We start from the raw sequence: 23,433 nt of genomic DNA on the forward strand, positions 1-23,433 counted from the left end.
TGACTCCAGTCATGGGTGTGCTTCCGCGAAGATAGCCCGCAAAGAATGACCTTTAGCACAAGAAAAACAGCGTCTCCACGGCTATACTGAGGGCAACAAAAACAACAACACGGAGGAAAACAATGAAGAACAGTTTCAGAGGACTTATCATCAGTTTAGTTGTCACGGCCGCAGTGCCTTACCTGCTCTTTCTCCTGCTCACCCAACAAATGCACATGCAAGAACTGCTCGCGCTCGGCGTCATTTCGATGGTCCCGCTGCTCTACACGCTCAAGGAATTGATCGGAAAGCGTTCACTGGATATCATTGGCCTGATTTCACTGGCAGATATCGTTGTCAGTATCGTATTACTGTTGCTGGTTCACAATGCGCAACTCTATATCGCTACCAGCTCGCTTCTTCAGGGGGTGTTCGGAATCATCTGTTTTCTATCACTCTTCTTCTCAAAGCCATTTATGTTCTATGTTATCAGACAGTTCGCAACTGGCAACGATCCCGAAAAAGTGGCACAGTTCAATCAGCGCTGGCAGCAAGGCTCATCATCAATGCGTCATAGTCACCGCGTGCTCACTGTGTTCTGGGGCAGCGCCTTCCTGCTCAACTTCCTGTCAACGGCAATCTTTGCCTGCACGTTGCCTCTCTCAGTAGCGGTCGGCGTCACCAAAGCCTTCCCGATCTGTGTCGTTGCGCTGGCTATGTTTGGAACCGTCAACTATATTCGCCGTCAAAAAGCGGCCCGGGCAGCGATGACCCACCAGGCATAACACCTATGAGAGGGTTGAAAGACATGTCGCTCTCCCCTTCCATCATCTTTCAAGGTACATCGGGAGAAAGCGACATGTGGCCCCCTATGCATAGAGGGCCACGCGGAGTTTTAGAGGTTCTGACCGGTAACATGCTCCGGTTTGATATAGAGCACCACACGCGGGTCTCCCGACCAACGCAGATCACTGCCATAGTGCTCGGCCAGTTCGTTGTAAAAATCGCCCTGCGGGTCATCTTCGATACGCTCAACTTTACCCCGGAACTCGGCAGCGGTATAGGGATTATCAGGCGCGATAATCGCCACTGCAACACGCGGATCACGCTTGATGTTGCGGAATTTCTGCCGGGTCGTCGTGTGCGTAAACTTGATATACTGACCATCCCACAGGAACCACATCGGTGATACCTGCGGATCCCCGGCAGGGCCGAGGGTCGCAAGGAAGGCAAAGTTCTTCGATTTCAGGATCTTCTGAACAGTCGGATTGTTGAGATCAGCCATTGACTTGTTTCCTCCTTTATTGCCTTGGAGTCACATTTTCTCTACGAATGAAACGTGACCAGACGGTACAAATATTCCATGACACAGACGCTCTTTCGTATCCGGGTATGGAAACGTTACGGAATAATTCGACGGCGACGGAAGTCAGCAAAGACATCCAGAAACATGGCCTCAGTTTCAACATACTCGTGAAAACCAAATCGACGGACTTTTGATCCATCGGCAAACATATCATAATCCCATGAGAAGACAAAATCACCAAAGGTCCAGGATGACACGTCTTTATACGGGATCTTCGCCAGCCCATACTTCTCCTGCATCCGCTGCCAGAGCGGTTCTTTATCGGCCATGACGACCTGAAGCGACATCGGCAACGGCGGCGCGACTTCCAGATCAAAGAAGCGGGCAAGCTTCGGCCACATCTCGGACCAGCGGAAGAGGTCACCATTGTTGATGTTGAAGGCCTGATTGGCGCTGCGCTCATTTGTGGCCGCCCAGACCGTCGCCCGAGCAAGCAGACCGGCATCGGTCATTTCCAGCAGCGAGTGATATGCACCCGGCTTGCCAGGGAAGCGCAATGGTATCCCGAGCTCCTTCGACAGAGACGCATAGACCGCGATCACCATCGCCAGATTCATCGGGTTGCCAAGCCCAAACCCGACGACGACCGAGGGACGAATAGCGCTCCAGGTCCAGCGCTTACCTTTCTGCCGCGCCTCAAGGAAAAGTTGCTGATCGACGTTGAATTCTGGCGGCATGTGGAACGCATCGGTTTCGCGAGCAGGCGTCTTAAAGGGTCCCAGGTGCGCCCCGTAGACCTTGTAGCCCTGCATCAAACTGATATGCTGTAGGACAGGTGACGTTTCCTCAATGGCCTCAACCACGTTGACCAGCATCGTCAGATTTGGTTGAACCAGCTCAGCCCAGGTTGGCTTGTCCTGATATGCGGCATAGAAGACGTGGGTAACTGTTGACAGGTCTTTCAGCTTCTCCCGGGTGTCGGCCTGATCCAGCAGGTCAACCGAGATATGTCGCACACGCTCACTCGATGAGCCACCACGGCGCGACAGACCAATAATCTCCCAATCATCAAGCGTGCTCAGATACTGAATAAGGTTCCCACCGATCACACCCTGAGCACCGACAACCAGTGCAACTTTTCGCGTACTCTCATTTCTAGCAATAGAGTTTTCCATTTTATATCTATTATCCTTTCCTGATGGAATTGCTTTTTCTCTTTCCCTCTGTCGAGGTTGTCCATACTATACGCTGAAATGGGAAGCCCTACAAGTACGCACTTTTAAGTAACCTGGGAGTACAAAAAAGAACCGACCCTATGGTATAGTATTGAGTATGGAAAGAGTGCTCGAAACATCATCACCACACAGCGTTTTGATCGCACACTGTCCCTCGCGGCAGGTGCTTGATCTGATTGCCGACAAGTGGACGGCTCTTGTTTTCGCGCTGCTGGAAAAGCGCCCCACACGCTTCAATGAGATGCAGCGAGCCATAGAAGGCGTCTCGCATAAGATGCTGACCCAGACGCTGCGCAATCTGGAGCAACGCGGTATTATCGAACGAAAGGTCACGTCAACCGTGCCCCCCGCCGTGGAATACTCGCTCTCGCCGCTTGGAACCACGCTCATTCCGCTGATGCGGGCGCTGCGGCAGTGGGCTGAAGAGCACATGGAGGAAGTTGAGCAGGCTCGTCAGAGCTATCAAGAGAAAGCAGGAAAGGAGCTTGTGTGAAGCCAGATCTATCGCGCGGATGCTGCTCGTGCGATAGATCTGGTCCTGTCGCTTTCTTGTTGGCTTCCAGCTACGAACTTAACAGCAGCGTTCCCTGTGTCTGTTCCAGAAAATGCTGTACTATGGGTTCTGACGGAAAAAGTGTTACCAGTATCTGCTGGTATTCTTTAAAGCGCTGATAGAGCATCGTAGAAGCCGCATTATCAAGCAGCGTGACAGATCGCTCCGCGATCCGCAGGCTTGCTTCCAGCTCATGTGTCCGGGCGTAGGCCTCGGCAAGCGGCATCATCGTCAACAGGCAGCGCATAATCCAGACCGGTGAGACCTGCGTTAGCGAACGTTCCAGATAGCGAATGGCCTCTGCGGGGTTGTCCAGCGACAGACTACAGCTTCCCGCGATCTGGTACCAGCGTGCCTGGTCGTACTCTTCGTTCGGCTTAAGGCGCTCGGTGATCGCAGCGGAGGCGGCCAGTTTCTCGCGGGTCTCCTCTCTGCGATGCAAGCGAGCAGCATTATACGCCCAATCGGCAAGGAGATGGGCCTTTAAGCGTACATATCTTTCGTCTTCTTCTCCATTTGACCTGATGAGCAGGTGCAGGGCAGCCTGGATATACTGAAGGGCGTCGGCATGATTGCCGCTGGCATTGGCGACCACCGCCAGCCAATTCAAACTCTGGGCCATATTCCAGATATCGGACCCCTCAAGCGCCGCCACATGCGCCTTCATATGAGATTGATGAGCCTGACAATAGCGTCCTTGATAAAGGTACGCAGCCCCTTGTAGATTGTAGAGTGCCGCATACAGGCTTCCGCGCTGCTGCTCTGGAAGCAGCTCATGCGTTTGTTGGAGCAGCGTCAGGAGCGCCTGCGCCACCATAAACGTGTGATCCGGACGCACCTGATGCGAAAGCTGCCAGGCAACCGAAACACTCTCACTCAGCGTTTGACAGAGCTGAATACGCTCCTTCATACTCACATGCGTCCGCCCGACAAGTGCCACCTTCTGAGCAAGTTGTGCACTATCGCCATGCAGCAACGCTCGGCGCACCTCTTCAGGCAGCGCCTGCACGCTCTGAAGAATGATCTGCAACACGTCAAGCAGCGCGTGCGGCTTCCACCCTTCATCAAGCAAGGAGGCTAACGCATATGCAGTCTGGATGAACTGTGTATCGGTTGTCTGCTCGCTTGGTTGCTGCTCTCCGGTGGGCAGCTTCGGTGAAGACTCCTCGGCCTCGATCAGACCGAGTTCGCGCGATGTCTTCCCGAAATAGCTACAGAGACGCCGCCGCGACTCCGCATTAATCGGGTACTGATGCTCAGCACGCCAGATTGTTGCCGCTCCTACTCTGGCTTCATTAGCCAGTTGTTCAATGGTTAGATTGTGTTGATTGCGCAGAATACGAAGGGGGTGCGTCCTTGCTGCCGTCTTCTTCATCGGAAGTTCCTCCTTTTACCTTGTATTTCATTGTACCTGAAAAAGAGCGCGTTTTCTATCGTCTGACTGCCATTTGCAAAAAGATGACGAGCATCTGACGAGAATCTGACGAGTTTCCTCTTTTCTCTAGTTCGCTGCTTGTGGTAAGGCGTGTTGAAAAAAAATGAACGAGCAGAAACGCTTTTCTTCTGTTTTTCATCAATGGCAGCGAAACGCTTGTGATACAAGCTTCCCTATGGTATAGACACAAATAGCAAGCTACTATAGCAGGTTCTTGCTAGAAAGGATGGATTATGTCAGGGACGACGAAAAGACGACCATTGCGCGTCGTCATGATGGTACTTGTTTTATTGAGCGTTCTTGGATTGAGTATGTTACCGTTGAACATGAACAGAGTTGAAGCAGCAGGATCAGGGTACTGGCACACTGACGGCAGCCGGATTCTCGATGCCAACAATCAGCCGGTGCGCATTGCAGGGATTAACTGGTTTGGCTTTGAGACAGCGAACTATACCGTGCATGGGCTCTGGACGCGCAACTATCGCGACATGCTGGACCAGATCAAAAGCCTGGGCTATAACACGATTCGCCTCCCCTATTCAAACCAGCTTTTTGATGCGGGAAGCACACCAACCGGCATCGACTTTGCCAAAAACCCGGATCTTCAGGGGCTGACCGGCCTGCAAATTATGGATAAGATTATTAACTACTCCGGTCAGATCGGGCTACGTATTATTCTGGACCGACACCGCCCGGACTCGGGAGGACAGTCGGCACTCTGGTACACCTCGGCCTATCCTGAATCGCGCTGGCTCTCCGACTGGAAAATGCTCGCTTCGCGCTATAAAGGAAACACGACGGTGATCGGCGCGGACCTGCATAACGAGCCACACGCTCCCGCCTGTTGGGGCTGTGGCGATACCTCGCTTGACTGGCGGCTTGCGGCTGAACGGGCCGGAAACGCGATTCTCTCGGTCAACCCGGACTGGCTGATCTTTGTCGAGGGCGTTGATTGCTATGTGTCCGGTGGCGGCACGAATGGCGGCTGCTACTGGTGGGGCGGCAACCTGACAGGCGCGCAAGATTATCCGGTACGGCTCTCTGTACCCGGACGGCTGGTCTATTCTGCGCACGACTACCCCTCTTCGGTCTACCCGCAGAGCTGGTTTAGCGATCCCAACTACCCGAACAACCTGCCTGCCCTGTGGGACCAGCGCTGGGGCTACCTGCACAAGCAAGGCACCGCGCCCGTTCTGCTTGGTGAGTTTGGCACCAAGCTGCAAAGCACCAGCGATCAGCAATGGCTCAGCAAATTGACGCAGTATCTTGGCAATGGCACCAGCGGGATGCACTGGACCTTCTGGTCATGGAACCCCAATTCTGGCGATACGGGCGGTATTCTCAACGACGACTGGACTACAGTCAATCAGGCGAAACAGGCCTACCTGAACCCGATTCTGTTCCCGCTGGATGGCGGCAATGGTGGCGGGACGCCTACTCCCACGCCAAGCCCGACCACGACAGTGACTCCGCCACCCACTTCGGTCTCACTCCAGATCAAGTATAAGGATGGCGCAGCCAGCAACACCAGCACAAATAGCCTGAGGCCTCAGCTTCAGATCGTGAATACCGGCAATACGCCGATCAATCTGGCAGATGTAACCATTCGCTACTGGTACACTACCGAAGGTGGTGGCACTCAGGCGTATACCTGCGACTATGCGACCATTGGTTGCAGCACCGTTCACGGGAAATTTGTCACGGTCTCGCCGGGTCGTACAGGCGCAGATACCTACCTGGAAGTCAGCTTCACCTCGGGCACGCTGGCACCGGGCAAGGATACCGGGGAGCTTCAGCAGCGCGTTAACAAGAGCGACTGGTCCAATTACGACCAGAGCAATGACTACTCGCGCAACGGCTCCTTCACTACCTACACTAGCTGGAATAAGGTCACGGCCTACTATAAAGGGGCGCTGGTCTGGGGTACAGAGCCGTAGGACACCTGCCGGGGGCACATTGGTGTTCCCGGCACTGACCAGAATTTGACTAATAAGTGCTCATTTTTCCACTTGTCTTTCATTCCTGCCCCTTCTACACTTGTGAGTGGATAGAAGGAACTATCCGCGGTCACAGTGCCATGCAGTACGAGTTTTCACTGAAGGAGATGTTCTTTATGGACCATGATCCAGAAAACAGGCGACGCCTCAGACGAGGGGTGCGCGGCCTGGCACTCTTCATGATCCCGCTGCTACTGGTAACAGGAAGTCTGTTTTCCAGTACGCAGGCCATTCGCGCGGCGTCCTACTGTCAGGTGACGTACACCGTTACCAACCAGTGGCCCGGCGGCTTCGGCGCGAATATCGTCATCAAAAATATCAGCTCTTCAGCCTGGTCAAGCTGGCAGCTCACCTTTAAGTTCCCCGATAGTGGGCAGCGTGTCTCGCAGGGCTGGAATGGCGACTTCTCCCAGAGCGGGCAGAATGTCACTGTGAAGAATTTGAGCTGGAACGGGAATGTTGCGGCGAACGGCACCGTGAACCCCGGCTTCAATGGCACCTTTGGAGCGAGCAACCCTGTCCCGACAGAGTTTGCTGTCAATGGCAATACCTGCGGTGCAACAGGTAATCCGACACCCACGCCGACCAACACACCTGGAACCCCGACACCGACTAATACGCCCGGAACCCCGACGCCGACAAGCACTCCCGTTACTCCAACCCCGACGCCACCACCTTCGGGCGAACGCGTCGATAACCCCTACCTGGGCGCCGTGGGCTATATCAACCCCGATTACGCGGCAGAGGTCCGTGACGCGGCCAGTAAAGTAGGCGGAACGCTCGGTCAGCAGATGGCAAAGGTCGCCAATTATCCTACCGCTGTCTGGCTTGATCGCATCGCGGCAATCACCGGCGGTCCCGGCGTGACTCGCACCCTTGCCGGTCACCTTGATGCCGCACTGGAACAGGCAAGTAACAGCACACTTCCTGTTGTCATCACGATTGTTGTCTATGATCTGCCAAACCGTGACTGTGCGGCCCTTGCTTCCAATGGTGAGCTGCTTGTGGCTCAAGACGGCCTGAATAAGTACAAATCGCAATATATCGATCCTCTGGCCGCTACACTGAGCCAGTCGAAGTACAGCAAGCTGCGCATCGTTGCGATTATCGAGCCCGACTCACTCCCGAATCTGGTTACGAACCTCAGTATGGCAAAATGTGCCGAGGCCAATTCCAGTGGCGCGTATGTCAAAGGCATCCAGTATGCGCTGAATAAGCTGTACGCGATCCCCAACGTGTACAACTATATCGATATCGCACACTCTGGCTGGCTCGGTTGGAGCAGCAACTTTGGTCCCGCTGCTGATCTGATTGCCTCGACAGTGAAGGGCACCGATGCAGGCGTGAACAGCGTCGCGGGCTTTATCAGCAATACCGCGAACTACACGCCGACCACCGAGCCCTACATGACGGCAAACCAGAATATCAACGGGCAGCCTGTGCGCTCGGCGAACTTCTATCAGTGGAACGACTACATTGATGAGGCTTCGTATGGAACCGCGATGCGCAACGCGTTTATCAGTCGTGGCTTCCCGAATACGATTGGCATGCTGATCGATACCTCTCGCAACGGTTGGGGCGGCTCTGGACCGCAGGGTTCACGACCGACCGGCCCGAGTAGCTCAACCGATCTCAACACCTTCGTCAATCAGTCCAAGATTGACCGCCGCGTCCATCGAGGCAATTGGTGCAACCAGTATGGCGGCATCGGCGCTCGTCCTCAGGCGAATCCGGCCCCCGGCTTTGATGCCTATGTGTGGATCAAACCGCCCGGTGAGTCCGACGGTGCAAGCCAGCCAGTCGATAACGACGAAGGGAAAGGCTTTGATCGCATGTGTGACCCGACCTATCATGGCAGCCAGCAGGCAAACGGCGGCAATCTGACCGAGGCCATGCCGAACGCTCCGTTAGCCGGACACTGGTTCGAGGATGCCTTTGAGCTCCTGGTCAAGAATGCATATCCTGCGCTGTAAAGCTCGTTTCATCACATGGTGTGCCTGGCGGGAGGACCAATCGGTTCCCCCGCTTTTTTATCACTTGAGCCGCTGCCAGACTCTCGCCACCCGATGACGCGCCAGGCTGAGCGCGGTCGCCAGCATTACCAGCAAGCCACCAAACAGCAGCAACGCCAGCGAGAGCGGCAATCCCGTTGAAGGCAGGAACAGGGTATAGATCGCGCTGACAACAACCAGCGCCGCCCCGGCCAGGACGAAGATTCGCGTGCGCATGATCAGACCGAGCAGGAAGAGCGCCAGCGCCTCGCCCGCCAGCATCAGCGTTGGCTGAAGGTTTGCCTCACTGATACTGAGCCAGAGCATCGGCATCAACAGCAGCAGCGACCCGAGCACGGCACTTCCCTGCGCGTACCGACGATAGTGAGGAATCGTGTGATCCCGCATGAGCACCGGTGTCATGATGATGAAGCAGAGCGCCGGCGCAAGCGTCAACAGGCCGGGATGACTCTGACCAAGCGCGTACAGCTCCCAGGTAAAGCTGAGGGCAACCAGGATTCCAGCTCCGTAGATGCACCCATGCTGCCAGAGCGGCCTGTTGAGAAGGCGGCCACACCAGAAAAGGAGCAGCGCCAGCAGCAAGAGCGAGCATGCCCCCGTATGCGTCAACGGCGCGTATGGCCAGATACCCCGTACCAGACAGAAACCGACCACACCACACTGAACCAGCAAACCAGACACAAGATGAAATGCCTTTGGTGACACAGGGCATATCACCGCCGGCCTGCGCACCCAGAGCCGATGAGAAGCAAACAGCAAGACAGCTATCAGGTTGCAGGCGAACACCTGCTGCCAGAGCGCCCAGGGAAGAAGTGACACAAGTCGCAAGCTCAGCACAAAAGGCAGGAGCAACAATACAGGTATACGCTCGAACAGCACCACCCCGATGGTCAACGCGCCACAGAGGCCAAGCGCCAGCAGGATCGGACCGTGCAGCACAGGCGTCATGTAGCTGGACCAGAAAAGCAGGCCTATTGCCAGTCCCATCGTGACATACAGCGCCCAGTTCCATTGATAGCGCTTCAGACCCGGCTCTTCCTCGTTGCGTCGTACATATCCGCAGAGCATTCCGAGCAGTCCCGCACCCACGGCAATACTAGTCAACCAGAGGATTGCAGACAGATCAAACGCAGCAAAGCGCGCATGTGGGATCGTCTGATACAGGCTATATGCTGTAAACAGCAGTACAGCGGGCATAAAAGTCGGCTTCCGCTTCAGCCACAGGACACCAAAAATCAGCGACGCATAGAGGAGATGCACCGCCGGGGGCCACGGCAGTCCATACATCAGCAGGCCCGCGATACAGGCCGTCATAAAGCCGGGCGTGGAAAACTGCTTCAGGCGCTCAAACCGCCCACAGAGCAGCCCCAGGCCAAACAGGCCAAACGCAAGCACCGGGGCATAGTAGATGTAGCCAGGCGCCAGCGCGTTCCAGGCCGCGAGGAGAGCAGCCAGACAGGCCAGCCAGAACATACCACTGTCGATCAAACCAGCAACGCTACAGACCAGCGCAAAGCCAACCAGCGCCCAGAAGCCGACCGGACTGCTTAACGGCAGCAACCACATGCATAAAACAGCAGCCCAGTAGAACGGGAACGCGTAACGCTTTCGAGACAGCAACAGACGCGGAACCAGCCCACACAGCACGATAGCATGCGGCAACCAGACAATTACTGGAGGCGCTTTGATCAGCCCCATCGTCACAAATCCGATACTCATCAGCAGCCACCACGCCTCATCCGCCATCAAAGCCGCACCATACCAGATCACCGCAAGCGCAAGCAGGGCATACGCTGCCGGAAATGGCAGAGGAAACCATATCAGGCTGACTCCATATACTACCGCAAGCAACCACAGCGGCCAGAGCCACCCGCATGCGTCCTCCTGTTTCAGTCTCCGCACAACGACAGCAAGCAGCGGCAGCCCGCCCGCGAGCAGAAAGGCCACCAGTGCATACGCGGGCAGATACACCAGCGCAAGCAGTCCGAATAGCAATGTAAAACCCAGAAGCGCTTGACGTCGCTGGTAGAGCGCCATCACATAGACCAATCCAGCGAAGAGGAGCAACTGCAAGAGCATCATATCTCTATTTGAGATAGCGCTGATAACAAATGTCCCCACCGCATACAGCACCGTCAGCAGTTCCAGTGCTTGCGCATAGGGTGCACTTACCAGCTTCCGCACAAGTACGCTTGCCAGCAGAGACGCCAGCGTCAGTCCGAGCAGAAAACCGATTGGGTTGACAGCCAGCCGGATCAGAGCAACGCTTACCAGCCAGTGCAGCAGCAGGCCACCAGGCACAAGCAGCCAGACAAACGCCTGCTCTCTCGGCACCCGCTGGAACCCGGTTCGCCTGAACATCAGCGCGAGCAGCGCCACAAGCCCCACCACCACAAGTGCAAGCTCTATGGGCGTGCTCTCCATCGAGAGGCCAAAGCGGCAACGCATGGTATGGCAGAGCAACTCGAGCAGCAGAACCGGGCGGCTGAGCACGGGACAGAGCAGAATCAGAAGCAGCGCGAGGATCTCCAACTGCTTTACAAGCTCCTTCTCCAGCCGTCCCCGGAATACCAGCAGCACAAACAGCAGCGCACAGCTCATAAACATAAGCTCAAACCCCGCCTTGTCCAGTCGAAAGGCAGACGCTCCCAGCAGGGCGGACAGCAGGAACAGACCAGGCAGGAAATGCCGCCAGAATGGCCGTTGTCGGGCATAGCACCAGAGCCAGATGAACAGCACCACCGCCTGCACAGGACTGGAAAACCTATCAAACGTTCTTCCGACTTCGATAGCTGATAGCGTGAAGAGTTGAAAGACAAAGGACAGGCTCACCGCACAGAGTATTGCACAGAAGTAGGAATAGAGCCGAAGCGGCTCCTCAACAGGCTGGAAGCGGCTCTCTTTCCCTACGTGACGCGCAATCAGCAACGCGCATACCGCAAGCAGCGTCAATCCGCATGGATACCAGCACCACGTGAGCTGAAGCGCTCGCATAGTTGCCACTTCGGTGATCACCAGCGCTACCACCATGAGATAACCAAACAGCTTGTAGCGCTGATAGACCGCCAGCGCCCCATAGGTCAACGCGCCATAAAGGGCCGCCAATGCAATCTCAACATCGGTCGACATGGTCAACGACGAATTCACAACCAGCCGAAACCCTGCATAGCCAGCCAATGGCAACAATAACGCGAAAATGGCGGTGTAGATGATTGAGATGAGCCGAAAACTGCGAAATCGATACGATATGATGCCGATACAGCCAAAAACAAGATGTACTCCCACCAGCACCAGAAAAGCCTGTAAGAGATCTGGTGTCGTGATAACAAAGCTTAAAGAGCCAAGTAAGAGCAAACAGGCACCAAGCGCCGCGACAATAGTAATCGTCTGATCGGCAAAGAATGTCCCCGGCGAGAAGAGCCGCTTCGGCTGCTCGCTCTCTTTGTGAACCTCCACGACGGGCTTTGGCGCAGGCGGCTTTGGCGCCTCCACCTTCACCGCTGGCTTGACGGGCTTCGGTTGCATCGCGGCTGCGGTCAGGTGATCCAGCCACTCGACTCGCACCTGAGAGCGCCGTACAAGCTGCTCTACAGTGAGCTGCCACCCCTGAAAGTTCCCCACACGGTGCAGGTCACGCAGGACAGCCTTCAGGTAGCGCTGCTCTTCCGGGATGAAGACGGGATAGCCGCACTGCTGGCAGGCCGGTCCCTTCCGGGGGTCCACCGCATATCCGCAAACGGCACAGTGAGAAACATATGGAAACATAGGACGCTCCTTGTCGGAGTTCAATACGCATTTCTCCCCAAGTATAGAAGAATACTCATCCACAAAAAGAGGGTCATATGTCCCATTTCATCGGACCGAAACAGAGGGCAGGACTGAATCATCCATGCCTTTTTGTTTCCGGTGAAAAAGTCGAAAACAAAACAGTTGACAAACAAACTATTTTTCCGCTATACTTTTCCACAGAACAGTGAGTATCTCTATCACGGGGAAAGAGAGCACAATGAGTTTAGAAGAACACGACGGTCATAAGGAGCTGGATATTTATCAACAGCTTGTTCGCGCCTATGTGTTGCTTGACGACAGCGACAGCCGCTTCTTCTCTGACTATGGGTTGAGCCCCCGACAATTCTGGACGCTCTCCCATCTCGACGAGAAAGAGGGTCACTCTATGATCGATTTAAGCCGCCTGATCCTGACAGACAAGAGCAACATGACCGGCATCATTGACCGCCTCGAAAAGATCAAGCTGGTCAAGCGACAGCCAATGGTGCAGGATCGCCGTGTTACCCTCATTACCCTTACTCCAAAGGGGAAAAAGCTGCGGGATGAGATTGAACAGCAGCACCGACTACGCATTCGCGAGCTGATCGGTGTGCTCCCGCCCGAGCGGCAGGGCTTTTTCCTGGAATGTCTTGAAACGATTGCGCAGCACGTTGAAGAGTATCTGGCAAACACGCCAGCCAAAACCTGAGGAGCTGAAGGGGACACATACTACATCAATATCAATCACTCTTTTCGCCTTTTCCATTATGGTTCACAAAGTTGTGCATGCGCATAATGGCATATTGTCATCATGTTGTAAGAAACAACGGTTTCTTTATACCTCGGTAACAGAGTCGTTTTTCTCGGAGGTTCTTTATGAAGACCGCGACGCGTCTTTTCTCTTCACTCTTTTTACTGCTCTCTCTTTGTGTGATTGCAGCCTGTGGCGGCAGTAACTCAGGAGGAGCCAGCAGCGATCCCAACGCACCCAAAACCATCGTTCTCTGGCACAACTGGCAGGGTGCCTACCTGGATGCGAAAAAAGCTATTTTTGACGAATACCACAAACAGCACCCCAACGTTACCATCAAGCTGGTCCAGCAGGCTGACCTGGTCAACAAGGCCACCACAGCCGTCAAGCAAAAGAACGGCCCCGATATGATCGCGTGGGCAGATGATGCACTTGGTCAGCTCGCCGCAAGCCGGGTCGTCATCCCGATGGACCAGTACATCAGCGCCGACTTCCTGAAGTCTACCTACTCCGCACCCGCCGCACAGGCCGTCACCTACAATGGGAAAGTCTATGGCGTCCCTGAGACTGTAGAAGCGGTCACCATGATGTATAACAAGAAGCTGCTCAAAGAAAACGATGTGCCCAAAACTACTGATGGGCTGCTGAACTTTGCCAAAGAGTATCAGGCCAAGCACCCCGGTCAGTTTGGCGTTGTCTGGAACACAACCGATGCCTATTTCGATGCTCCCTGGTTCTACGGCTTCGGTGGATACTATGTGAAAGAGGATGGCACCGTTGGCCTGACAAGCGAGGGCTCGCTGAAGGCGACCGAATATCTCGCGTCTTTCCGCCAGTATATGCCTAAACAGATCAGCTATGATGTAGCCTCCTCGCTCTTCACCGAGGGCAAATCCGCGATTATCATCAACGGCCCCTGGTCCTACAGTGACTACAAAAAGGTCGGGATCGACGTTGGTTTCGCCAAGCTCCCCACCATCGGCGCCACGAATACACCGGCCAAGCCATTTGTTGGTGTCAAATCGCTATGGGTGACGAGCAACGCGAAAGATCCCGCTCTCTGTGCGGATATCATGAAGTTCTACACGAACACCGAGAATCAGGTGAAGATGAGTAAGCAGTCCAGCGAGATTCCAGCCAATAGCGCCGCCGCACAGGATACATCGGTGAAAGAGAATCCCGCGATTAATGGATACGTTGCTCAGATCGAGAACGGTATTCCTCTGCCCAACACACCGTATATGTCGGCCCTGTGGAAGCCTGTGCAGGACGCAATGACCGCAGTATGGAGTGGGAAACAATCGCCCGCGGATGCGATGAAAGCCGCTCAGAAGGCCGCTGAAAGTGGCGTCCAGAATATCAAAGGATAGCATTTCCCTTCATTCTGGAGGAACCGGTGTGTAGCGTGGCTATACACCGGCTTTCCTCATACCAGGAGACAAAACCGCAGTGATTCCACGTCCAACAGAAAAGGTGCAACGATGAAAGTAAGCCGCCTACAGATCTTCCTCTATCTCTTGCCCATGCTGCTGACGATTCTCGTCATTAATATGACGCCGATCGTTTATACGCTGTACCTCTCGTTCACCAATAATACACTCTTCAACGATGAATATAAGTTCGTTGGCCTCGCCAATTATCAGCGCTTGCTGGTCGGCACCGATAGCGGCGAATTCCTGCAAGTTCTGGGCCTGACCGTGCTGTATGTGGTGGTCTGTGTCAGCCTGTTCCTGATCGTCGGCATGCTCACAGCGCTGGCACTTAATAACCCCCGTGTCAAGCTTCAGGCTCTCTGGCGCGGCATCCTGTTGATTCCCTGGGCCACACCCTACGCCATTACCGTGCTGATCTGGAAATTCCTCTTCAACTACGACTTTGGTCCGATTAACCAGATCCTGCGCATCTTTTTTGGCCCACAGGCGGGCATCCCCTGGCTGACAGAGCCGTTCTGGGCCTTCGTCGGCGTCGTGATTGTCAATGTCTGGCTTTCGTATCCCTTCTTTATGATCGTGATTCTGGGCGCGCTACAAAGTATTCCGCAGGAGCTACTGGAAGCCGCGAGTGTTGACGGAGCCACGCCCTGGCAGAGCTTCTGGCGCGTGACACTGCCTCTGCTACGTCCGGCACTGCTTCCAACCACCATTCTGAGCTCAATCACCACATTTCAGATGTTCGGCGCGGTCTACCTGATCACCCAGGGCGGTCCTGTCACCAGCGCGGATAAGCCCGGCGCGACCTCCTTTGTGATGATCTACGTGTATAACCAGATTCTCAGCGGTTCAGCCGCAAACGTACAATACGCGAAGATCGCGGCATTTGCCATCATCCTGTTTATTATCCTGGGCGCTCTCACCTTCCTTGCACGCGCTCTGGGAGCGAAAGATAAGGAGCTCTACGCATGAACGACATTGTGGCAGAGGAAGCTGCTGTTGCAGCGAGCACCAGCGCGAAGACAACACGTCGCCCGCTCCGCAAGCGTCGCGCCGGCGTACTTGGTGGAGTGAAACTGGCGCTGACCTATGCGTTTCTCATCGTTATGGCGATTTTCGCGCTCTTCCCGATCTACTTTGTGGTTCAGGCCTCGCTGGCAGGCGGGCAGAACCTCTATTCGACCGACCTGCATTTGTTGCCGGTCCAGCCAACCCTTGATAACTATGTCTATGCCTTCACAAAAGAGCCGCTCTTTGCGTGGCTACTTAACACGCTACTTGTATGCGGGCTCTCTACCCTCTATGGGCTGGTTGCCTCGATGACCGGTGCCTACGCACTTTCGCGGGCACGGTTCCGGGGTCGTCAGTTAACGTTGACGCTGCTGCTCGTTTTGCAGGCATTTCCGGGGCTGCTGGCATTGGTTGCCTACTATTACCTGCTGCAATTCCTGCAATTGATGGATACCGCGCCGCTGCTCGGGCTGGCGATCGTCTATGCGGCAAGCTCTATTGTGTTTAGTTGTTGGAACATCAAGGGCTACTTTGACACGATTCCGGTTGAGCTGGAGCAGGCCGCACTGATCGATGGTGCGAGCCCGTGGCAGGCCTTCTGGAAAATCACACTTCCGCTGGCGCTCCCGGCACTGGCGGCATCGGCACTACTCATCTTTATTGGCGGGTGGAGCGAATTCGCCGTCGCGAACGTGCTGCTAAACGCGAATGAGGATGGCTCGAACCTGACTTTCATTCTCGGGCTCTACCGCCTGCAAAGCGACTTCCGCACGCCCTGGGGCTATTTTGCCGCCACCTCGATTATCTTTTCGGTTCCGCTGATTGCCATCTTCCTCTATGCGCAGCGCTTCTTCCGCTCGGGCCTGACGATTGGCGGCGTCAAAGGCTAATATGCAGAAAAAGAACAAGAGCGAGGGAGGGCATCCCGGCTCTTGCTCTTTTTTTATGGCCTGTTCGTGCATCAATTCTGCCAGTTGACGGTGAAGGAGCCCGTCCCGTTGCAGGGCGTCGTATAGGTATGGTTGGGATCTTTCTCCCATTGTACCGAGCCGTTCGCCCGAACAATGACGAATTTCAGCTCGATCTTCTGGCAGGCCGGAACACCTGCCAGCACGAACCAATCCGGGTATTTTGGTGTGTGCAGCGGGCCTATTGCGGCCTTTACATCCCAATTTCCCAGTTCGTCAAACTGCCCGGTCAGGTAGACATTATCACCCGGGTTCGTCGGAGGCGCATTCCGTACCGTAAACGTCACCGCTGTCTGGGGGCCGGTTGAGACCCGTGTGGGATAGCCATTGCTACAGGTTGACGTGCAGACCTGCACCATTTGCAGCCCGCTCGTAACCTGCGGTACCGTCACCGTAATGGATTGAGCCGACCAACTTTTCACCGTTGCGTTGCTTGCGCCAAACTTCACTGTCCCGGGAGTGGAGCCAAACCCCTGCCCATCGATCACGACCTGACCGCCCGGTCTGCTGAGATTGGGGCTAACGCTGCCAATAGCGGGCCCTTTGTCGGCGCTTGCCTGCCAGATTGAGACCTGATTTGCTCCGAGCAAGAAGGATGATACCGCACCATTTGTCACCGTAAGCGAGGTACCACCATGTAGCAGCGAGCCCAGATAATCGCGATAGGTGCCGTCTGGAAGCCGGGTTTGCATATTGGAGATGGTATAAGGGGTTGCGCTCTTGTTCACAGCCACCACAATCACGTTTTGATTGAAGTGCCGTTCAAAGATGAATACATCGTTATTGAGCCAGCGCTGTTGATAGGAGCCATAGGCGAGCGCCGGGTTGCTATGCCGCAATTGCGCCAGCAGCTTGATCTCGCGATAGGCCGTTGTTGTGGTGTCAAAGTTCGTCATCATCGGGCGGCTATACGGATCACCGCCGCCATCGGTATCATTGTGCAAGTACTGCTCGGTTCCATAATAAATGATTGGAATACCTGGCAACGTCATCGTAACCGCAAGTGCCTGATGCAGGCGATCATGGCTCCCGTTGAGCGAAAGGAAACGGGGCATGTCATGATTATCGATGGAGACTGCCTGATCGTTGAGCCAGAGCAAATCACGCCCCTCACGCGTCAACACGGCGTCCAGCTCGGTTGCATTCTTCCCGGCGCCATAGACATTCCGCAGGGCGGTGGTCAGCGGAAAATTCAGCAGGTTGATCCCGCTGTGATTGGCGAACGAGGCAGCCGCCGGGTAGGTCGGGTCGTCGATGCCGGACATGAGCCATTCCCCGACCAGATAATGAGGCGCATTGGCATTCACTGCGTCGCTGAGGGTACGTGACCAGCCGCCGCCCGGCTCCGAGAGATGTTTCGCCGCGTCAAGCCGAATGCCATCAATACCATATTGCAGGAACTTCGCGATTGCGCCTTTGAGGTAGCTATCGACGCCGTTATTCTCCTGTGCCAGATCCGCGAGGTTGAACAGGCTATAATAGACGTTCTGATAGGGGTCGTTGTAGTCCATAATGGCAGGCAAATGGTGAAACCAGTTCTGCGGATCGTTGTTATATGCTGCCTGAAAGGCCCCATCGCGATAGAGGCTCCCCTGTTCGGCGGTCTCGCGTGGGCTGGTGTGGTTGGGCGCGAAATCGAGAATCACCTTGATTCCTTTGCTATGCGCCGTCCTGACAAGGGTCGCAAAGTCATCCCATGTTCCGACATGCGGATCGATGCGGTAGAAGTCGCGAGCCCAGTAACCGTGATACCCTGCCTCATTGTGATCGGTGAGACGGTGAATATTCTCAACGGGCGGAGAGATCCAGAGGGCCGTGATGCCCATGTCGGCAAGGTAGGAGAGCTTCTGAGTCAGCCCGGCCAGATCGCCGCCCCAATACAGCCGCCAGTTTTTGTGAGAGCCATCATAGAGACCTCGCGCCTCAGGTGGATCATTATTCGCGGGATTGCCATCAAAGAAGCGATCAAGCAGCACCTGATAGATGACATCGGGTTTGAAATTCGCAGTATTCCCGCTCACAGTCGTTTGTGCCTGTGCGGGCGCTGCTCTGACTGGAGCCGGGCAAAACAACATCACGACAAGCAGAATTGGCAGAACATGCGAGATGAGACGGCGCATCAGCTATTTTCCTCCTTCTGGTTGCGCACTGCATTGTTTCGTGTGGCGCGTACGCGCCACGTCTGCTCGGTTGTCAAAAGAAACAACCGCGATTCCTGGCTTTTTCGGGCTCTTTTAACACAGTGTAGCAAAACCAAAAGGGCCTTATTCCCCAAAAAGGGATTATTCCTGCGAGCGCTCGATCTCGGCCAGCAGCACCGCTCGTAAGCGGCGATGCATCTCGATAAGCTGTCGCTGTTCGGCGGGACTGAAGGCATCCAGGCGCTGTTGAATGGTCTTTTCGAGCGCGGCCCGAGCCAGATCACGCCGTCGCAAGCCCTCCTCAGTCAATGTGACCCGCTGTGAACGACGATCCTCCTGATTGGCAACGCGACACACCAGCCCTTCCCGCTCCAGTGCGTCAACAAGCCGTGTTACGGTGCTCCGCTCGCACAGCAGGCGTTCGCTGAGATCAATCAGTCGCCACCCTTCCTCCCTATCGAGTAGCAGAAGCAGATGGTACTGCAACGGGCTTAAATGAAACGCGCGAAGTACCAGCCTATCGCCATGATCAAGCAATACACATAGATCCTGAAATATGCGGTAATCCTGATAGCTATACATGCTCCTCCTGCCCCTGACTGTTGCGCTGGCAACAAATATGTAGCTTAACTGTTGCGTCTACAACAAAGTATGGCTATAAAAAGGCGCTTTGTCAAGCTTTCAGTCAGAAAGAACGGCATGCCACTCTTATCTGCTTCATAGAGAGGCTTGACAACTGGCAACCGCGGCGTGTACACTTTGTTGCAGATGCAACAAATGAATACACCACTGTTGCACCGGCAACAAACAACCTTCAGCCTGGGTGTGAAAAGGAGACGACCATGCCAGACATTTCTGAGCAGACGACAATAGAAGTGGAAACGCTGAATATCGCCTCTGCGCCGGGTGATCTCCCTGTACCGGCCATCGCAGAGCGCCTTCTTGCCCTTCGCCATCAATTTCGTCATGATAATACCATCGTGCCTCTCGCGCCTCGTCCCGGACAGGAAGTTGAGGTGCTGGCTGTGAGTGGCGAAGCCCTGCCATTGGAGCGGGCCGCCCTTTTTTACACAACTGATGGCAGCCAACCGGAGAGCAATGCAGCCGTCATCCCGATGGAGCGTCATCATATGAGCTGGGATGTACAAGCGGGCTACCTTACCTATTGGCGAGCACTGATCCCGGCCCAACCCACCCCGGGCATTGTGCGCTACCGTATCGGCGGCTGGACGCACGGCACTGCATCATCAGAGACGCCCGATGTCTGGGCTCAAGATGGCCAGGGCTACGCCTTTCGCCGCACCGGCACGCAGGCAACAACCACCTTTGCCTTTACGGTCGAAGAAGCAAGCCTGCCCGCATGGGTGCAGAACGCTGTCATCTACCACATTTTTCTTGACCGTTTTCGCACCAGCAAGCCAGATGGTTCCTTTGATGAAAACGACGATCCGCAAGCCCTGCACGGCGGTACGCTGCGTGGCGTAACGGAGGCTCTGCCCTATCTGCAAGAACTGGGAATCACGTGTCTCTGGCTCTCTCCGCTGCATCCCGCCGAGACCTATCATCGCTACGATGTGCTCGATTACTTTGACGTCGACCCACGATTAGGCAGCAAAGAGGATCTCAAGGAGCTTGTTGAGCGGGCGCATGCGTTAGGAATGCGTGTCATGCTCGATTATGTGCCCAGTCATACTTCATGGCATCATCCCGCCTTCCTCGCGGCACAGCAGCAGCGTGATGCCGAAACCTATGACTGGTATACCTTCGAGCAGTGGCCTGACCAGTATCGTAGTTTCCTGGATCTTGTTCCCACGCTTCCCTCGCTGCGCTCCGATAGCAAAGGGGCCCGTCAGCACATTATCGAGAGCGCTCTATACTGGATGCGCGAGTTTGGCATTGATGGTTTTCGCCTCGATCACGCCATTGGTCACAGCATGGATTACTGGACAGATCTACGCCACGCCACCCACGCAACCTCACCTGACGCCTTTTTACTGGGAGAGGCCACCGATACCCCCGAGACGCTGCGCAACTATCGCGGCAAGCTGGACGGCATCCTTGATTTCCCCCTGACCTCGGCGCTACGTCATACCTTCGCGCTTCAGGATTGGAGCGTGCAACAATTTGAACAATTTCTCTTTGCCTATGAACACTTCATGGCTGACGGCCCGGGACGCGCCACGTTCCTTGATAATCATGATATGAACCGTTTCCTGTTTCTTGCAGGGAACTCCATCGAACGCTTAAAAATGGCCGCCCTCTGTCAGTTCACGCTCGCAGGCACCCCGATTCTTTACTATGGAACCGAAATCGGGTTGACGCAACGTGCCGCCATTGAGCAGGTCGGAGATGCTGAGGCCCGCCGCAATATGCCGTGGAAGCGCGATGAGTGGAACCTTGATCTGCTCGCTTTCTATCAGGCATTGATCCAAATCCGCCGAACGACGCCGCTTCTTGCGCACGGGAAACGCCGCCTGCTCCACCTGAGCGACGCGTGCTACGCCTACCTGAGAAGCGGGGAAGAGCAGCCGGCAGAAGGCGATGTGCTGACGGTCTTCAATCTGAGCGACAGTCCCCGGGAAATTCCGGTCCCTATCGCTCAATTGCGTTGCCTGCTTGCCACGGCAGAGACTCCAAAGTTGCATTGCGACGGACAGGAAACCCGCATCACGCTTGCCCCACAGAGCGCCGCTGCCTTCCAGGTGGCTCGCTAGCGATGCGCGTGGTTCCACGAGAACAGCAGAGCCGATTCGCGATGCACTGAGCTGCTTGCCTCTTCATATCATCGCTAGCGACGCTCATAAGCCGCACTGGTTCCTGTTTCGAGATCAGAAGAAGTGCTGAACAGAAGCTCATACACAAGAGCACTGAGCAAGCACCAAACAAGTCCGGAACGAGATCAGTGCGGCTTCCCTTTTGCAAAGGGCCGATTGGAAATGATGGAAAGACAGAAACCCGGAAGCCTCATCCTCGCTCTCTATTGGCGCGTACGCGCCCTGCTTGCTCGATAGCTTCCCGTTTGATAGCTTCTCTTTTGATATTATCTTTTAAAGAAAAAATCCCCTATCAGCCCCGGGGATCTATAAGTCCTGATGAGAGGCAACGACGGGCAGCCAGACACGAAACGTTGAGCCGCACCCGGGCTGACTCTCTATCTCAATACAGCCCCGATGTTCTTGAACAATCCAGCGGACAATTGACAGGCCAAGCCCTATCCCTCCTGCTTTCGAGTGGCGCGTACGCGCCACGTCTGCTCGGTAGAATCGCTCAAAAAGTGAGGGGAGATGTTCCGGAGCGATGCCAGGCCCGTCGTCCTGAATGCAAATACAGGCCCATCCGACAGGCTGCTGAGCTTCTCTATCTCGTGTCGCATTCTCGTCGCTGCATCCACTCAAGAGACTTCTATTCGCCATTCCTCCTCTTAACAAACTTCCAGTTTCTTCTTCTCCCCGCCCTTGCAACTCACCCCCTTGTAGCTCTCTCTCCTTCAACGCATCCCCTTCTCGGGTCGGCTCTTTCGCTTCCCGTCCTTGCAACGCATTCCCTTGCAAGGATCGCTCTTTCAGGGCCTCTTCTCCCGGCATCCCCTCTTCCAACGAGACCATCACCCGCGAGCCCGTTCCCGAAGTATATTTGATTCCGTTAGTCATCAAATTCAGGCACATACGCACCAGATGTTGCTGATCACCCAACACATAGAGTTCGGGCAGGGAGCCGGTAGCAAGCGTTATCTCATGCTGGCGGGCAAAAGGAAGCAAGCGCTCGATAGCCGTAACCAACACATCGCTCAGATCAACCGGCTCGCGTTGGAGCGTGATCTGTCCGGCATCGGCACGGGCCAGCATCAGCAGATCATCTACCAGCGTGGACATCTGCTCGGCTTCCTCTTGAAGTTGATAAGGGAGCTGCCGGTATTCTTCCGGCTTCTCAAGAGCAGTCAGGCCGCGATGGATCTCAAGGAGCAACAACGTTAACGGCGTACGCAGCTCATGGCTGGCGTCGGCAGTAAAACGTTTCTGGCGTTGGAAGCCCTCTTCTAATCTATCCAGCATGCGGTTAAAGGTGGCAGCCAGTTCACCAAACTCATCATTGCTTTGCAGGGAGAGACGACGCTGTAGATCGGTCTCGGAGATGGTGTTCGCGGTTCGCGTGATGAGCTTCACCGGCTTCAGAGCTTTTCCCGCAAGCCAGTAGCCACCAGCCGCAGAGACAAGCAGAATCCCGCTTCCATGCAGCAACAAAATAAGCAGGAGTTCCTGATTCTCCTGCTGAATCTTCTCCCGAGGCAGCCCGACCAGCAGCGTGACATTCTGTTCTGGCACCGGCGAAATGGAGATATGATAATCGCCCTGTGCGCGTGGCACGTCGGGCAACATGCAATTCAATGTCATATGACCCCTGGATGCAAGCGCCTGCAATGTCAGGATCGCCCGGTTGCTCAACGGCCCTGCCGTATAAAGGATGGTTCCGCGCTGGTCAAGCACTACCACCACCTCACTCTCTGGCAGCCTCACGTTTTTGCTGGCAAGCATGCGCTCAAATGCCACACGCCGAACCACCGCCTCGCGATATGCATCCGTTAATTGCAGGGCATCTCTGCGCAGCAAGCCATCAAGCTCGGTATCGACTTTTGTCGCGTTCATGTGCTCCTGTGCACTATAGAGGCTCCCCCCAAAGACAAGCAGCACCACCATCACGATCGCCAGGTACCAGAGCGTCAGCCGCACCCGAACACGAGCGAGAAAGTTCCAGCACCGCACCAGAAGCGCTGTCATAGGCCCTGATGGTTCTCTCAATGTCTTATCCATAACAATTCTTTCTTCTCGAATCTCCCGATGCGCCCTGAT

General features: G+C 55.2%; 15 protein-coding genes and 1 pseudogene. 9 read left to right on the top strand and 7 right to left on the bottom strand.

The features are described 5' to 3' along the window. Positions 1-122: 122 nt before the first annotated feature. Positions 123-764 (top strand): VC0807 family protein, encoded by a 642-nt coding sequence (locus EI42_RS09055; RefSeq protein ID WP_111321060.1) that lies wholly within the window; start codon positions 123-125, stop codon positions 762-764. Between the two features lie 110 nt (positions 765-874). On the opposite strand, the gene EI42_RS09060 is transcribed toward EI42_RS09055, so the two are convergent. Together EI42_RS09060 and EI42_RS09065 are read right to left on the bottom strand one after the other, a co-directional pair. Then, positions 875-1,264, bottom strand: a complete 390-nt coding sequence (locus tag EI42_RS09060) for a PPOX class F420-dependent oxidoreductase (protein ID WP_111321062.1) — start codon at positions 1,262-1,264, stop codon at positions 875-877. A gap of 116 nt (positions 1,265-1,380) precedes the next feature. Next, complete coding sequence (locus tag EI42_RS09065) at positions 1,381-2,460, bottom strand: SDR family oxidoreductase (protein WP_111321064.1); 1,080 nt, start codon at positions 2,458-2,460, stop codon at positions 1,381-1,383. A 157-nt stretch (positions 2,461-2,617) separates the two neighbouring features. Between EI42_RS09065 and EI42_RS09070 the strand changes: the two genes are divergently transcribed. Beyond that, positions 2,618-3,013, top strand: a complete 396-nt coding sequence (locus tag EI42_RS09070; protein WP_111321066.1) for a winged helix-turn-helix transcriptional regulator — start codon at positions 2,618-2,620, stop codon at positions 3,011-3,013. Positions 3,014-3,083: 70 nt separating this feature from the next. Here EI42_RS09070 and EI42_RS09075 read toward each other — a convergent pair whose 3' ends face one another. Then, positions 3,084-4,448 carry a helix-turn-helix domain-containing protein gene (locus tag EI42_RS09075; RefSeq protein WP_111321068.1) on the bottom strand — a complete coding sequence of 455 codons (1,365 nt, stop codon included), beginning with the start codon at positions 4,446-4,448 and terminating at the stop codon, positions 3,084-3,086. A gap of 293 nt (positions 4,449-4,741) precedes the next feature. Between EI42_RS09075 and EI42_RS09080 the strand changes: the two genes are divergently transcribed. Both EI42_RS09080 and EI42_RS09085 read left to right on the top strand, forming a co-directional pair. Further along, positions 4,742-6,445 (top strand): cellulase family glycosylhydrolase, encoded by a 1,704-nt coding sequence (locus tag EI42_RS09080; RefSeq protein WP_211326094.1) that lies wholly within the window; start codon positions 4,742-4,744, stop codon positions 6,443-6,445. 176 nt (positions 6,446-6,621) lie between these two features. Further along, positions 6,622-8,478: a glycoside hydrolase family 6 protein gene (locus tag EI42_RS09085; RefSeq protein ID WP_246046449.1), complete on the top strand. Its 1,857-nt coding sequence runs from the start codon at positions 6,622-6,624 to the stop codon at positions 8,476-8,478. A 60-nt stretch (positions 8,479-8,538) separates the two neighbouring features. On the opposite strand, the gene EI42_RS09090 is transcribed toward EI42_RS09085, so the two are convergent. Then, on the bottom strand, positions 8,539-12,282 hold the full coding sequence (locus tag EI42_RS09090) for a hypothetical protein (RefSeq protein ID WP_111321072.1): 3,744 nt from the start codon (positions 12,280-12,282) through the stop codon (positions 8,539-8,541). Positions 12,283-12,523: 241 nt separating this feature from the next. On the opposite strand from EI42_RS09090, the gene EI42_RS09095 reads away from it, so the two are divergent. The 4 genes from EI42_RS09095 (at position 12,524) to EI42_RS09110 (ending at position 16,367) form a co-directional block, all read left to right on the top strand. Next, positions 12,524-12,994, top strand: coding sequence for a MarR family winged helix-turn-helix transcriptional regulator (locus tag EI42_RS09095; protein WP_111321074.1), 471 nt, complete (start codon positions 12,524-12,526; stop codon positions 12,992-12,994). Between the two features lie 167 nt (positions 12,995-13,161). Further along, positions 13,162-14,406 (top strand): sugar ABC transporter substrate-binding protein, encoded by a 1,245-nt coding sequence (locus tag EI42_RS09100; protein ID WP_111321076.1) that lies wholly within the window; start codon positions 13,162-13,164, stop codon positions 14,404-14,406. A gap of 111 nt (positions 14,407-14,517) precedes the next feature. Beyond that, positions 14,518-15,438 (top strand): carbohydrate ABC transporter permease, encoded by a 921-nt coding sequence (locus EI42_RS09105; protein ID WP_111321078.1) that lies wholly within the window; start codon positions 14,518-14,520, stop codon positions 15,436-15,438. Further along, the gene (locus tag EI42_RS09110) at positions 15,435-16,367 is read left to right on the top strand and encodes a sugar ABC transporter permease (RefSeq protein ID WP_111321080.1); all 933 of its coding nucleotides are present in this window, start codon (positions 15,435-15,437) and stop codon (positions 16,365-16,367) included. Before EI42_RS09105 ends, EI42_RS09110 begins: the two co-directional genes overlap by 4 nt. A gap of 71 nt (positions 16,368-16,438) precedes the next feature. Here EI42_RS09110 and EI42_RS09115 read toward each other — a convergent pair whose 3' ends face one another. Then, positions 16,439-18,565, bottom strand: a complete 2,127-nt coding sequence (locus tag EI42_RS09115; protein ID WP_111321082.1) for an alpha-amylase family glycosyl hydrolase — start codon at positions 18,563-18,565, stop codon at positions 16,439-16,441. Positions 18,566-18,727: 162 nt separating this feature from the next. Further along, a complete protein-coding gene (locus tag EI42_RS09120) occupies positions 18,728-19,168 on the bottom strand; it encodes a MarR family winged helix-turn-helix transcriptional regulator (RefSeq protein ID WP_111321084.1) in 441 nt (146 codons plus the stop codon). 548 nt (positions 19,169-19,716) lie between these two features. Here EI42_RS09120 and EI42_RS34850 point away from each other — a divergent pair. Continuing rightward, positions 19,717-20,961 (top strand): annotated as a pseudogene (locus EI42_RS34850) (alpha-amylase family glycosyl hydrolase); the annotation flags it as partial. 705 nt (positions 20,962-21,666) lie between these two features. On the opposite strand, the gene EI42_RS09130 reads toward EI42_RS34850, so the two are convergent. Next, on the bottom strand, positions 21,667-23,394 hold the full coding sequence (locus tag EI42_RS09130; protein ID WP_170142488.1) for a sensor histidine kinase: 1,728 nt from the start codon (positions 23,392-23,394) through the stop codon (positions 21,667-21,669). Positions 23,395-23,433 lie beyond the last annotated feature (39 nt).

Origin of the sequence: Thermosporothrix hazakensis (genome assembly GCF_003253565.1) — a bacterium.
GTDB classification, from domain to species: Bacteria; Chloroflexota; Ktedonobacteria; order Ktedonobacterales; family Ktedonobacteraceae; genus Thermosporothrix; species Thermosporothrix hazakensis.